General features: G+C 64.9%; 14 protein-coding genes. 10 read left to right on the forward strand and 4 right to left on the reverse strand.

Annotated elements, in window-relative coordinates:
* Positions 1-10 precede the first annotated feature (10 nt).
* From ACE3TA_RS08025 to ACE3TA_RS08045, 5 genes are all read left to right on the forward strand, one after another.
* Entirely contained in the window at positions 11-907 is an 897-nt protein-coding gene (locus ACE3TA_RS08025; RefSeq protein ID WP_374572326.1) for a LysR substrate-binding domain-containing protein, read from the forward strand.
* Positions 908-947: 40 nt separating this feature from the next.
* Positions 948-2,138, forward strand: a complete 1,191-nt coding sequence (locus ACE3TA_RS08030; RefSeq protein WP_374572328.1) for a hypothetical protein — start codon at positions 948-950, stop codon at positions 2,136-2,138.
* 344 nt (positions 2,139-2,482) lie between these two features.
* On the forward strand, positions 2,483-3,238 hold the full coding sequence (locus ACE3TA_RS08035) for a hypothetical protein (RefSeq protein ID WP_374572330.1): 756 nt from the start codon (positions 2,483-2,485) through the stop codon (positions 3,236-3,238).
* Entirely contained in the window at positions 3,235-3,678 is a 444-nt protein-coding gene (locus tag ACE3TA_RS08040) for a PIN domain-containing protein (protein ID WP_374572332.1), read from the forward strand. The genes ACE3TA_RS08035 and ACE3TA_RS08040 overlap by 4 nt, the downstream gene beginning before the upstream one ends.
* Positions 3,651-4,598, forward strand: coding sequence for a CBASS cGAMP-activated phospholipase (locus ACE3TA_RS08045; protein WP_374572334.1), 948 nt, complete (start codon positions 3,651-3,653; stop codon positions 4,596-4,598). The genes ACE3TA_RS08040 and ACE3TA_RS08045 overlap by 28 nt, the downstream gene beginning before the upstream one ends.
* A gap of 362 nt (positions 4,599-4,960) precedes the next feature.
* On the opposite strand, the gene ACE3TA_RS08050 is transcribed toward ACE3TA_RS08045, so the two are convergent.
* Both ACE3TA_RS08050 and ACE3TA_RS08055 read right to left on the reverse strand, forming a co-directional pair.
* Positions 4,961-5,770: a cyclopropane-fatty-acyl-phospholipid synthase family protein gene (locus ACE3TA_RS08050; protein WP_374572336.1), complete on the reverse strand. Its 810-nt coding sequence runs from the start codon at positions 5,768-5,770 to the stop codon at positions 4,961-4,963.
* Between the two features lie 63 nt (positions 5,771-5,833).
* On the reverse strand, positions 5,834-6,625 hold the full coding sequence (locus ACE3TA_RS08055; protein WP_374572338.1) for an enoyl-CoA hydratase-related protein: 792 nt from the start codon (positions 6,623-6,625) through the stop codon (positions 5,834-5,836).
* A gap of 190 nt (positions 6,626-6,815) precedes the next feature.
* On the opposite strand from ACE3TA_RS08055, the gene ACE3TA_RS08060 reads away from it, so the two are divergent.
* The 3 genes from ACE3TA_RS08060 to ACE3TA_RS08070 all read left to right on the forward strand — a co-directional run bounded on the left by ACE3TA_RS08060 (position 6,816) and on the right by ACE3TA_RS08070 (position 9,526).
* Positions 6,816-7,418: a TetR/AcrR family transcriptional regulator gene (locus ACE3TA_RS08060; RefSeq protein ID WP_374572340.1), complete on the forward strand. Its 603-nt coding sequence runs from the start codon at positions 6,816-6,818 to the stop codon at positions 7,416-7,418.
* 167 nt (positions 7,419-7,585) lie between these two features.
* Complete coding sequence (locus tag ACE3TA_RS08065; RefSeq protein WP_374572342.1) at positions 7,586-8,557, forward strand: NAD(P)H-dependent flavin oxidoreductase; 972 nt, start codon at positions 7,586-7,588, stop codon at positions 8,555-8,557.
* A gap of 180 nt (positions 8,558-8,737) precedes the next feature.
* The gene (locus ACE3TA_RS08070) at positions 8,738-9,526 is read left to right on the forward strand and encodes an enoyl-CoA hydratase (protein WP_374572344.1); all 789 of its coding nucleotides are present in this window, start codon (positions 8,738-8,740) and stop codon (positions 9,524-9,526) included.
* A gap of 142 nt (positions 9,527-9,668) precedes the next feature.
* Here ACE3TA_RS08070 and ACE3TA_RS08075 read toward each other — a convergent pair whose 3' ends face one another.
* Positions 9,669-9,929 carry a pyocin activator PrtN family protein gene (locus ACE3TA_RS08075; RefSeq protein ID WP_374572346.1) on the reverse strand — a complete coding sequence of 87 codons (261 nt, stop codon included), beginning with the start codon at positions 9,927-9,929 and terminating at the stop codon, positions 9,669-9,671.
* Positions 9,930-10,177: 248 nt separating this feature from the next.
* The gene (locus ACE3TA_RS08080; RefSeq protein WP_374572348.1) at positions 10,178-10,657 is read right to left on the reverse strand and encodes a helix-turn-helix domain-containing protein; all 480 of its coding nucleotides are present in this window, start codon (positions 10,655-10,657) and stop codon (positions 10,178-10,180) included.
* 329 nt (positions 10,658-10,986) lie between these two features.
* Here ACE3TA_RS08080 and ACE3TA_RS08085 point away from each other — a divergent pair, with 329 nt between their 5' ends.
* Positions 10,987-11,628, forward strand: a complete 642-nt coding sequence (locus tag ACE3TA_RS08085; protein ID WP_374572350.1) for a GntR family transcriptional regulator — start codon at positions 10,987-10,989, stop codon at positions 11,626-11,628.
* A 273-nt stretch (positions 11,629-11,901) separates the two neighbouring features.
* On the forward strand, positions 11,902-12,552 hold the full coding sequence (locus ACE3TA_RS08090; RefSeq protein ID WP_374572352.1) for a lasso peptide biosynthesis B2 protein: 651 nt from the start codon (positions 11,902-11,904) through the stop codon (positions 12,550-12,552).

Here is a 12,552-nt window from a genome sequence, read left to right on the forward strand (position 1 = left end):
GTGTGGGCGAATGGACCTTTCGCTTCTGAAGCTGTTCGCCGAGGTGGCCGAGGCTGGCGGCTTCGCCGCCGCCGCGCGTAGGCGCAGCGCCGACCCCTCGAGCGTGTCGCGCGGCATCGGGGCGCTGGAAGCCGAACTGGGCGTGCGCCTGTTCGACCGAACCACGCGACGTCTCGCCTTGAGCCAGGCAGGCGAGCTTTATCTGGCCCGGATCGCCCCCCTCATCGCCGGGCTCGAGCGCGCCGCTGACGAGGTGCGCTCGTCCCGATCGGACCCTGTGGGCCGTGTGCGAGTGACCGCGTCGGTCGCGTTCGGAGAAGCGCGGGTCATTCCGCTCCTACGTGAGTTTCGCGAAGCCTTTCCGAGACTTGAACTGGAGCTGCTGCTTACGGATGCGAACCTCGATTTGGTCGCCGACCGCGTAGATGTCGCCCTGCGCCTGGCGCCCAGCCCCCGGGCCGATGTCGTCGGCGTGAAGTTGTTCGCGACGCGCTATCGAGTGGTCGCAAGCCCTGGCTATGTTGATCGTGAAGGAGCGCTTGCCTCCCCGAAAGAGCTCGCCGACCGAGCCTGCATCCTCTTTCCATACGCAAATTTTCGCCAACGGTGGTCGTTTCGGCGGAGTGACGGGGCGATTGACGTGGCGCCCGTCCAGGGCCCGCTCATCATATCGTCGGCCCCAGCGATGCGCCGCGCGGCGCTGGACGGCCTGGGACCGGCCCTCCTGGGCGATTGGCTCATCGGAGAGGATGTGGCCAGTGGAAGGCTGATCGATCTGTTCCCCGAGCACCAGGTGGCCCCGGCGAGCTTCGACACCGCAGCATGGTTGCTCTATCCGGCTCGCGAACACCTGCCACGCCGCGTCAGCCTTGCAATTGATTTCTTCTGCCGACGCCTCACCGCCTAGGTCGCCGCCGAGGCTGGATTGTGTTCTGCCTAGCCATTAAATGATCATTATCATTTCAATTCGACGGCGGGCGAAGAACATGGACGGCCGAGACAGCGCGCAGAAGCTCCGTGCGGCACGTGAAAATGACCTTGAGGTGCTCGCGCTCTACGTGGGATTTGCGGCGGGGCTGAGAGGCGACGGCGGTTTTCGACGACGTGTCCTCCGCCAGCTTGGCGCACGCCGCGGAGAAGCCATCGTCGTAAGGTTCGAGCGAGATGGATCCTACTTCAGGTTGGCGCCCGATACGCCCCTCACGGCGGCGCCGGGAGCCCCGGCGGGCGTCCGGTCCGGATCGCTTGCGGAGAGCTTGGCGCGCGACACGGTTCTGGTCGCGTGGACGCGCGCGCGACAGGTTGAGACGCGGGACCGATTGCGTCGCATTGAGGCGCTGACGTCGGGCCAAAATGACTTCGCCGCGATCGCCGCTCACGCTGACGTCGCGAGCCGGTCAGCCTATCTCGCTGCGGCGCGGACTGTCATGCTTGTCGATGAGATCCGCCCTGGCCTTACAGTTCGGCGCGCGACGGCGAACTTGGAGCCGCTCACCGACTACTGGCGCCTGGCGAGTTCGCTTGGACAGCTGTCGCTTATGGCGGCCAGCGCACCTTCGACGCGGTGGATGCGGGAGATGGCGATCACCCTGCCTTCGCCGGAATGGACTCCATCCTTTTCGTGCGTTCGCGAGCGGACCTTGTGGATGACGGCGGTGGGCGCGCGCATGACCGTCGCCTTCGGTCCGGACTTGGCTGATCGTTACATCCCCTTGCTTGCCCGGCCGACGCCGATGCGCATGTTCGACGCCGTGGTCGGTCTGGTCGCGATCGCAGCATGCGAGCCGGCCCTGGAATCGGAGGTCCTGAAGGCCATCCGCGTGGGGCTGCGTCCTCCTGCGGGCTGGGCGGCCGGCGAGGCCTTTGTCGAATGCTTGTCACGATCGGCGGACGTCGCCCTTCGCCAACGCAAGCCTGGACAGTTCGAGATCGCCTTTGACTGGTCGAGCGATCCCGCAAGTCCGGACGAGACGGGGTTGATCCCGGGCGTTTTGGCCGCCGCGTGGGCGGCGACCGTAGAGCCCAACGAACTGCACGCCCTTGGTGGACGCGGCGCGCCGCCGAAGCGTCTGATGGCGGAGACGTTGTGGCGCGCCTGGTCGGCGCCGAGGTCGGGTCGAGCCGTCACGGTCCACTAGCTCGGCTCTAAAGGATCGAGCCCACGAGGGGAAAGGTGCGGCGCGAGCGTCGTCTGGGAGAGCCTTCGTGCTGGTCAGAAGGAATCACGGCCTCGTCGGGTGACGTCTGGTCGGCGCCAGAAAGAGAAATGAACCCGCAGGCTGGAGCCAGTCCGTGGTCGGACCTGCTCGCGATAGACCGCCTGGGCTTTCCTGGGCGCTTCAGGGCGCGCATGCCGCGGGCGGATTGGCCGAATCGAAGGGCGCGGATCCCTGGCCAGCGGAAACCCTTGATGAAGGGTCGGTGTTGTACAATATGCACAAGAGCTTGTACGCTTCGTTTGTCCTTCCACGCCTAGGATCTGATGTCCGATCCCACCATCGCCTTCCAGCGCCAACCGCTCGAGATCCTTGGGCGGGGCGGTGACGAAGTCACCGAGGACTTCATCCAGACCCTGGCCGAGTGGGTGCGTTTGCACGAGGACACGGACAAGGGTTCGCACACGCATAACCGCGTCCATGTCCTTGGCACCGCCAGGAGCATGTACAAGGTCGTCGTGATCGCCCGCGAGCGCCGCCGCCACCTGCACTGGCTCGATGTCTGCGCTGTCGACCGCGGCGAGGTGGGTGACCTCATCAACTATTTCGAGCCGCTCGCAGAGCTCGAGCACCTGTCGGCGATTATGGAGGTGAAGCTCAATAAGCTTCGCCCCATGATCATCACCCGGGTGTTCGAGAGCCTGGAGCCTGCGCCGCTAGTTCCCCATTCCTCGCTACTCAAGAGCTTCAGATGGCATGGACGGGCGGCGGACTTTGGCCCCTCGTTGAGCCTGTTGCACATAATCGATTCCACGCCGGACCGATGGGTGAGCAGCCGGGCGCGCAGTCACTTCAAGACTTTGCTGGAAGATGCTCGTGAGCGACCGCAGGTCGTCCAACGCGACGGCGATGACTTGGTCGTGGTTTCACGCCGCTACCTCCAGGAGACCGTGGATCCGACCTCTGCGAAAGGCCTGTCGCAGCGCTACCTTGCTATGAACCTTTCTGACACGGACATGCCAATCCTGCAGCATGGATCCCTGCCGGGCCTCGATGACTTGCCGGAGCTCGGAACGGAGTGAGCGAGCTGCTGCTTGGGACGAAGGCCCTGCGTGGATTCATCGCCAAGGATGCTGTGCTGCATGACTGGCTTGCTCGGCGTGAAGACGAGGATCATCTGCACGTGACTGCGATGAGCATCGGTGAAGTCCTGGCTCAGGCCGAGGCTAAGGTCGATGTGCAACAGCGCCGGCGCTGGGTGGAGGTGCTCACCTCGGAGGTCCCCGCCGATTTCGGCCCGCGGCTACATAGCTACGACTTGCCGGCGGCCAGACGCTGGAGCGCGGTGCGCGCAAGCCTTGGAAAGGCGTTGCCGGCCGGTATCAATCCCTACGACCTCACGGTCGTCGCCGTCGCCTTGGAAAAGAACCTCGACTACATTGCTCCGCGCGAAGCTTGGCACGATCAGGTCACCGGCCTTCGACAGCACGACGTATGGACCGCGAAGAGCTACCCGACCTAGAGCAGCCCGACCGTCGGGTGCTGGCGATCTGCGGCGGGGGATACGCTGGCCTATTTGCGGCGGAGTTCCTGGCGCGGCTAGAGACGCGTCTCGGCGGCGGCCAGCTTGGCCAGCGTTTTGACCTGATCGCCGGGACGTCTATTGGCGGACTGCTGGCTCTGGGGCTAGCCAAGGGGATGAACGCCGCCGACCTGCCTCAGTTGCTGACCGAGCTTGGTCCTCAGCTGTTCGGCCGGCCGGGGTTTGGCCTCCTAAAGCCCAAGCACGACGTCGCCCCACTTGCAGCCAAGCTGAAGCAGATCTTCGGCGATGCGACGCTGTCGACTCTGCAGCACCAGGTTCTGGTCCCGGCGGTCAATGTGACGGGCGGCGAAGCCTACCTGTTCGGAAACGGGCCCAATAATCCGACACGGACACAGACCGTCCGCGAAGCTGCGCTGGCCACCTCCGCGGCGCCTTGGTTCCTGCCGCCCCAGGTCGCCGATCATCGGCTCTATGCAGATGGAGGCCTGATCGCCAACTCACCCGAATCGTTGGCGGCGGTCGAGGCCGTTCATGGCCGCGGATGGCCCCGTGACAAGGTGACGATGCTGGTGGTCGGTTCGACCCAAGTCAGTGCTCGGCTTCCCGGTCATCTGGTGGGAAACGCCTGGGGCCTGCGCGACTGGCTGAAGGACAAGCGGTTGTTGACCACAACCATGCGGGCTCAGATGTCCCTTGCTGGCCGTCAGGCCGACTTGGTGTTGGGGGCCGACCGAATCTTCCGCGCAGACGTTGAGCTGAACGCCCAGGAGCAGAAGCGCGTGGCGCTCGACAAGGCGAACGATGCATCGACCGAGGTGCTCAAAACTCTGGCCAAGGAGCGGTTCGAGCGCTTCTGCGCCGATCATCCACTGTTGTTGGACCGCTGGTCGGCTTGAGTCTCGAGCGATACGGACGCACCCTCGCACTTGCGCTCGCGATCATTTCTGCAAACGAAATCGGCAGCGTCCGCGTCTGACTGTCGACCAAGACCGAAGAACTCGACACGTCGTCAATCGCTGCGATCAGAGGCGAGTCTTGCACGGCCGCGCCGCGCTCGGTCTGCGCCATTCAATCGATGTTGAACCCATATTCAAGCGCAGGCGGGCTGAGGCTTCTCCAGCCTTGGGGGAGATCGGCGCTCTCGCCCCCGGCTAGGCCGAACTCAAGGCGACGGGTTGGCGGGGTCTACCGCAATGGAAGGGCGCGCTGGAGCCGCATCGGACGTTCGCCGTGGCGAGCCGCATCGGCGCGATAGCCTTCAGCCGCCATGCCCGACCAACAGGATCGGCGCGAGGATTTCCGCCTCGATCGCCTTGCGCATGTTCTGAAGCTTCAGTGGCGCAGACTCGCCCATCAACAAGGACGGACCAAACGGCCCTGGCGGGACGCTGGCGGACACGGCGCCAGCTTTCAGCTGCGCCAGAACCTGGTCGCGCAGCGAGCGTTCGTCGACGACTGTCAGCCCGGCTTCGCCGCAGGCCTGCCTGTACTCCGTGGGTGTCGCGACAAATGACATGCGAGCGTCCGACGCCCAGGCGACGGGATAGTCGACCTCGCCTTCGCCCGTGCGCATTACATCATAGATCGCGAAACGTCCGCCCGGCGCCAAAACGCGGCGAATCTGGTGCGCGAGGCCCACCTTGTCGGCGATGTTCATCCCGACATGGAGCATCACCACGCGGTCGAACGTTTCAGGTTCGAACGGTAGGTCCAGAGCGCTTCCCAAATGGAAGGACACCCGCCCCGCCAGTCCGGCGCGCTGAGTAAGCGCCACCGCGGCCTCGACAAAGCTGGGCGTCAGGTCCAGCCCGACCACCTCGCAGCCGAACCTCGCACAGAAGTGGCGCGCGGGTCCGCCAAAGCCGCAGCCGATGTCGAGAAGGCGATGGTCCGGCCCCAACTCCAGGGCCTCTCCGACCGCAGCTGTCGCTTGGCGGCCTCCCAGGTGAAACTCGTCCGCCCCGGCGATTGGAACGCCAGAGCTATCCGCATCGCCAGTATCCGCCGGCCTCGTCGCCAGCGGCGCCGGTCCGTAGTGCGAGACGATCATAGCGTCGAGGTCAGACATATGTCGGGCTCCAGGATCGGCGCAGGACGCTTGTGCGCCCAATCTCGAGGCGGTGAGTGTAGATCAAACCGAAGCGAATACGGGCGCCCGCTTCTCCCGGAAGGCGGTGATTGCTTCCTTGAATTCCGAGCCGGCAAGGCAGGTCGCAAATGCGGCCGCCTCCTCCGCCATCCGCCCACGCACGCCGCCCTCTGGCAGGCTGCGCAGTAGCGCCTTCGTCCGCTCAAGGGCGTTCGGGGCTTTCGTCGCAAGGGCGGCGGCGCGCGCGCAGACATGGCGGGCGAGATCGTCAGCCGGGTGGACGCTCGTTACCACGCCTAGTTCAAGCGCGGTCTGGGCCGAGAACATCTCTCCGAACATCAGGAGTTCAGCGGCGCGGGCTTGGCCCATCAGCCGCGGCAAGAGGTAGGAGGAGGCCGCCTCCGGCACCAGTCCGAGATTGACGAACGGCAGCTGGAAGCGGGCATCCTCGGCCGCATAGACGAGGTCGCAGTGGAGCAACATGGTCGTGCCGATGCCGATCGCTAGGCCTTCGACCTTGGCGATGATCGGCTTCGGGTAGGCGATGATCGCGTCAAGGAACATCGCCACCCCAGTGGGGCCGTCGCTGGGGCCGGCGCTAAAGTCGGAAACGTCATTGCCGCTGGTGAAGACGCCGCCGCGCCCTTCGATGACGACGACGGCGACTTCGGGGGTTCTTGCTGCGGCCAGTAACGCATCGGCCAGATCGCGATACATCACCTGGGTCAGGGCGTTCTTCCGTCCGGGGTTGGAGATGGTGAGACGCTCGACGTGGCCTTCGCGCGTAGCGGAGATCCGGCCGCCCTGCGGGGCGGCGTCTTCATCGGCCGACATCATTCATCTCCCTCGTCCTGCTTACACCGCCGCGCCGACGAAGCGGAGTGGGCGGGGTGCGCGACCTGCGCGACTTTCGGCGGCGCAGGCCGATTTCATCGATTCACATCAGCATGTTATTTATCATGCAGAAACATTAACATGATAGTCATCATGCTAATGTCAAGCCGTCTTATTGGGAGAGAGTTCGGTGGGACACTCACAGCTCGAGAAGGCTCAAAGCCGAGAACGCATCCTGGATGCAGCCGCAACGCAAGTGCGCGAAGGCGGCTTCGATAGCGTCAGCATCTCCGAATTGATGAGGGCGGCGCAGCTTACGCATGGCGCCTTCTACGGCCATTTTCCGTCGCGAGCGGATCTTATCGCCGCGGCCTTGGACCGGGCGCTCGAGCTTGGCGAGGCTGAGTACCATGCCCGCCCCACTCAAGACGGGGCCGGATCGGTGAAGGCGATCGTCAATCCCTATCTTAGCCCGGCGCACCGTGACCGCACCGGAGGCGGTTGCGCCATTGCCGCGCTCGCAGCAGATGTCGCGCGCTCCGATGACCCCAAGGTCCGCGCTTTGATGAGCCAGCGGGCCGAGATTGCCTTCAAGCACATGTCGGACGCCTTCGGCGGCGGCCTGGAGGCAGAGAACGCCGCCCTGGCCGCATGGAGCACCATGGTTGGCGCACTCGTGCTTTCACGGGTCTTCCGCGGGACGGCGCAAAGCGACGCGATCCTCAAGCAGGCCCGTCGGTCGATCCTGTCCCTCGAGCGCCAGGTCCGCGAAGGCCGCAACGCTGACGGATAGCTCGACCGCCGAGCCTTGAAGCTGAGGGCAAGGGGCGCAGGTCGTCGACCGCGGAAGTCCGAATTGACAATCAGCATGTCGATCGACATCCTGATTTGTGCGGTTCAGGGTTCCGGCGTCGGAGCCCCCGCAGCGGCGCCGGCTGCCGCGAGAGGGAGGGCGGGCGCTTGAAGACACGCATCACGGAACTGTTCGGGATTGAGCGACCGATCATCCAAGGGGGCATGCATTACGTGGGATTCGCGGAGCTGGCTGCGGCGGTCGCGAACGCCGGCGGCCTTGGCCTGATCACCTCGCTCACCCAACCCACACCGGCCCATCTGGCGGCCGAAATTCGTAAGTGCCGGACGCTGACGGACAAGCCGTTCGGCGTGAATCTGACGTTCCTGCCGTCCGTCAACCCGCCGGACTACCCAGGGTACGTCCAGGCCATCATCGATGGCGGAATTAAGATCGTCGAGACGGCTGGAAACAACCCTCAGAAATGGATGCCTCCGCTTAAGGCGGCGGGCGTCAAGGTGATCCACAAGTGCACCTCCGTTCGCCATGCGCTCAAGGCGGAGGCCGTCGGCGTCGACGCCCTGAGCATCGACGGCTTCGAGTGCGGCGGTCACCCAGGGGAGGACGATGTTCCAAACTTCATTCTGCTGCCCCGTGCGGCTGACGAGCTGAAGATTCCCTTTGTGGCGTCCGGGGGTCTGGCTGACGCCCGCGGCCTGGTGGCGGCGCTCGCCATGGGGGCTGACGGCATCAATATGGGCACTCGGTTCATCGCCACCCAGGAAGCGCCCGTCCACATCCGTGTGAAGGAGGCCATCCTCGCCGCGACCGAGCTGGACACCCGTCTGATCATGCGTCCACTGCGCAACACCGAGCGCGTGCTGGTCAATGCGGGGGTGGAGCGCCTGCTCGAAAAGGAGCGGGACCTGGGGACGAACATCACCTTCCAGGACATCGCGCCGGAAGTGGCTGGGGTCTACCCGCGAGTGATGAAGGACGGCGAGATGGACGCTGGAGGCTGGAGTTGCGGGATGGTCGTCGGCCTGATCCACGACCTTCCGACCGTCCAGCAACTCCTTGACCGGATTATCGGCGAGGCGGAGGCGATCATCAGGGGGCGCCTCGCCGGCGTCCTCTAAACGAGGCGCGCGCGAACACCTACGGGTCTGGGTGTGGATTCAGGCAGGGGCGCCGCCGAAGAGGCCGAAGCAAGCACGTCGGTTGCCTGGGGCGCAAAGTTGGATTGGCGCGTCACAGGTGAAGACGCGACGCGGCGAACTGTGGCGTGCGCGTTGGACAGGAAGTCGGGAGCGTAGAACGTGTCGAAGGATCTTGTTCAGGTCGATGTCATCTCTCACGCGCCGGGGCGGGTGGCTTGGATCACGATCAACCGTCCCGAAAAGCTCAATGCAATGAACACGCCGCTGATGGAGGCCCTTGCCGGGGCCGTGGAGGCCTTGGCTGCAGACGGGGATCTACGCGCCCTTGTGCTGACAGGCGCCGGGGAGAAGGCGTTCATCGGCGGCGCCGACATCGATGAGATGGCCAGGTTCACGGACCCGGTGGAGGCTCGCCAGTTCATCAAGCGCGTGCACCGCTGCTGCGAGGCCCTGCGTGACCTGCCGGCGCCGACAATTGCGCGCATCAACGGCTACACGTTCGGAGGCGGGCTCGAGGTTGCGGCCGCCTGCGATGTGCGCGCCGCGGTCGATACGGCGGTGTTCGGCATGCCGGAGGTCCGACTTGGCATTCCTTCGGTGGTCGAGGCTGCGCTTCTTCCCAAGCTGATCGGGTGGGGGCGCACCCGAGAACTGCTGCTGTTCGGCGATACGTTCACAGCCGCCGAGGCGCAGGCTTGGGGATTTGTCGAACGCATCGCCCCGCCAGGCGGCTTGGACGCGGTGATCGACAGGTGGCTGGAGCAGCTCGGTGCTTGCACGCCGAAGGCTGTGCGCCTTCAGAAGCGCCTTATCCGCTCTTGGGAAGATCTGCCGCTACGGGCCGCGATCGCTGCTGGGATCGATGCCTTCGAAGCCGCGGCCCAGGGGGGTGAGCCGAAGGCGGCGATGGCGGACTTCCTTGCGCATCGCGCAGCCAACAGCCGCTGATCCAATCCGCCTCGCCGGGCGCGCGAAGACCGGCGAGGCCCACCTCGATGCGCCAGACAGGCGGTGCGAACGTCCAAGCGGACAGCGCCCAACCGCCAAGCGCGTGAGCCCCCATCGCGCGGCGCGTCAAGGCGCGCCGCGACTAGCGAGTGAGATCACGCAACTCCTTGCGGGCCGCGTCCGCACGCCGGTCCAGGTAGGCGGCCAGATCCAGGAGATGGACGCCCTTGGCGCTCTTCTGGCTGGCTTCGATTCTAACCAAGGGCAGAGGGATGTCCCCGGCCGAAATCTTCGCCACCAGCTTGGCTGGCGTCAGGTGAGAAAAGTAGTCGCGGCAGACCAACTGGACCGGAATGACAGCCGCACCATCATATTGGGCCATGAGCAGGAAGGCCGTGTTCATGAGATCGGAACCTTGTTCATCGGCCCGGCGGAGTCGGCGAGCGATCGCTGGCGGGCGTTGCCGTCCGCGCTGGCGGCAGGCCGCCAAGGAATGACTGGGCGAAGCTCGGGTGTGAAGGCGCGCGCTTTGCGCGGCGAATTTGCGGCGGTGAGCGCGTGCAAATCGGATCGCCGTACGGGCGCGCCGCCGACCAGGGTTTGGTGAGGGCGCTCGAAGTCTTGTCTCTAAGATCGGGGCGTCTGGGGCGGCTAGCTTTCGTCGTCTCCTTCGCGCCATTCACCATTCAACTTGCGCAAGGCGTCTCGCGCCGCGGTCCGCCGGCGCACCTCCTCGGTCAATTGCTGGAACGCTTCGTCGAAGGCGGCGATGCATGACGCCGCATCGAGAATTGCGACGTCATCGCCCAGGTCCTGGTCGAATTCCTGGAGTCTGATGAGGAAGGCGGTGACGAGCTTGTTGTCCGCCGCGCGGAGACCGAAGGCGACCGAGCCGATTCCGTATGCGGCCATTATTCCATTGATGTCGCTTCCCGTTGCAGCGGCGAAGAGCCTGAGGCGTTCGAGGGTGGCTTGGGTTTTGCCCGCTTCCAGGTACTCGTAGGTGCGCTGGCCGATACCCATCGCGGCGCCCACGTCGCGTGTGCGCAGGCGCCGTGCCTGGCGGATCATCCGTAGGACCTGACCGATGAAGGTTCGCCGCGCAGATTCCGGGGGACGCTCTTGGGACATGGGCTCAACGCGTAAAGGTAGCACCGGTCTAAGGGCGCAACCTCGCTGGCGCGCGACGATGGATCAATGCCTTGGTGGCAGAATCCTGAGTCGAGGCGCTTCACCCCTGTTGATCTGCAAGAGAAAGTGTCTCCCCGCGAAATTTTGAGCACAAGCAAATATTGAAAGCGCAAGAAGGTTGCGCTGGTCACGCAATAATCATTCATTAAAGCGAAGGTGATCTGGATGCTCAAAGAAAAATTCCAACTTCTGCGTTTTTCTTGTTGATCGCTTTCCGTTGATGCGGACTTTTTGACCCGTCAACATCAACACGTGATTGCGGTGACGGCTTGATCAGGGATGGCGATCCATTCGGACGTGCGCTGGCGAGTCTACGCGAGCGGTTGCGGGCCGGAGTCTTCGGCCAAGGCCAACCTCTGGCGATCGTCGACATTGCGAGAGACCTCGACCTTAGTCCAACGCCGGTGCGCGAGGCGCTGGCGCGCCTGGTGGGTGAGGGTCTCATCGAGGACCGCCGGGGGCGCGGGTTCTTCAGCGCGCGGCTGGACGCCAACGACTTGGCCGAACTCTATGATCTCGAGCACCTGCAGCTCGGGTTCGCCGTAGTCTCCTTGGCCACGGCGGAGCGGAAGGGGAAGACGGCCGACGTTGCATCATTGTCGCCTCAAAATCCGGCGGAAGAGTCGATGGCGGACCTGGCGACGGCTGCCGAGATGGTGCTCGATCGCATCATCAAGGCGAGCGGGCGCATGGCGCTTCGATCGTGGCATCAAGCCTTGGCCACGCGCCTGGGCCCGGCGCGGCGGGTCGAAGCTCGGGTGCTGGCTGGCGTTGAGCCGGAAATTCGGCGCTTGGCCGCGCTGTTGGACGCTGGGGATTGGGGCGAGTTGCGCGGGGAGTTGCGCCGCTTCCACAGACGCCGCTGTTCGGTCGCGAACGACGTGTGCGCCACTCTTAGAAGGCGGCCATAACCACCAGAAATATATTGAAAATATAGTTTGAATGTCCGTTCCGCGCGGCGCTCCATCTTGTGGCCGCGACATCGCGGCTCCGAAGGAAGGAGATCGAGATGACCAAGACCACGACGTTCAAGCTGATCCGCGTCGGCTCCGCCAAGCGCCTCACGCGGGGCATCGACGGCGTCGGCCTAGAGCTGGCGAATTTCACCCGCGAGCAGGGCTGAAGCGATCCGGCGCTGGCTCCGGCCGGCGCCGGTGGTCTCCCGTCGAGCCCGGATGAACGCCATGACCTACCGCCCGCTCACGAAGGTCCACCTCGCCGAGGTCGGTTCGGACCTCGTGGTGCTGGACCTGCCGACCGGAGACTATGTCTGCCTTCCGGACCTCGCCGCGGTTGCTGTTCGTCTGGCCTGCGGGTCATTCGAGCCCGCCGACCGTGAAATCGGCGAGGCGTTGGTGGAAGCGAACCTCTTCGAGGTCTCGACAGGACCGGCGGATCCTCGGGCCGACACGATTGAGATCCCGACGCGGACCCTCCTCGCCGAAGCGCCGGCGCCTTTGAGCGCGAAGGCCCTGGTTCTGATGGCGCGCGCGCTCGTCGTGGTCGCGCTTCACTTTTGGGGCCGGCGGATGCGCCACTTGGTCAGGTTCGCCGAAGAGGCGCGCATTCCGGCGCCGAATCCGGATCGCCAAGCCTGCGCGGTCCGGGTCTCCGAATTCCAGCGCCTGTTGCCTTGGATCCCGTTCCAGGGGGAGTGTCTCTACCGGTGCTTCTTGCTGCTGGCCTTCCTGCGTGCGGACGGCTTCGACGCGCATTGGGTCTTTGGTGTGAGCACCTGGCCCTTCCAGGCGCATTGCTGGTTGCAGGCCGGCGACGAGGTTCTCGACGACGCTTGCGAACGAGTTCGCGCCTTCACCCCGATCCTGGTCGTGTGA

It is taken from the genome of Phenylobacterium sp., from assembly GCF_041916435.1.
Lineage (GTDB): Bacteria > Pseudomonadota > Alphaproteobacteria > Caulobacterales > Caulobacteraceae > Phenylobacterium.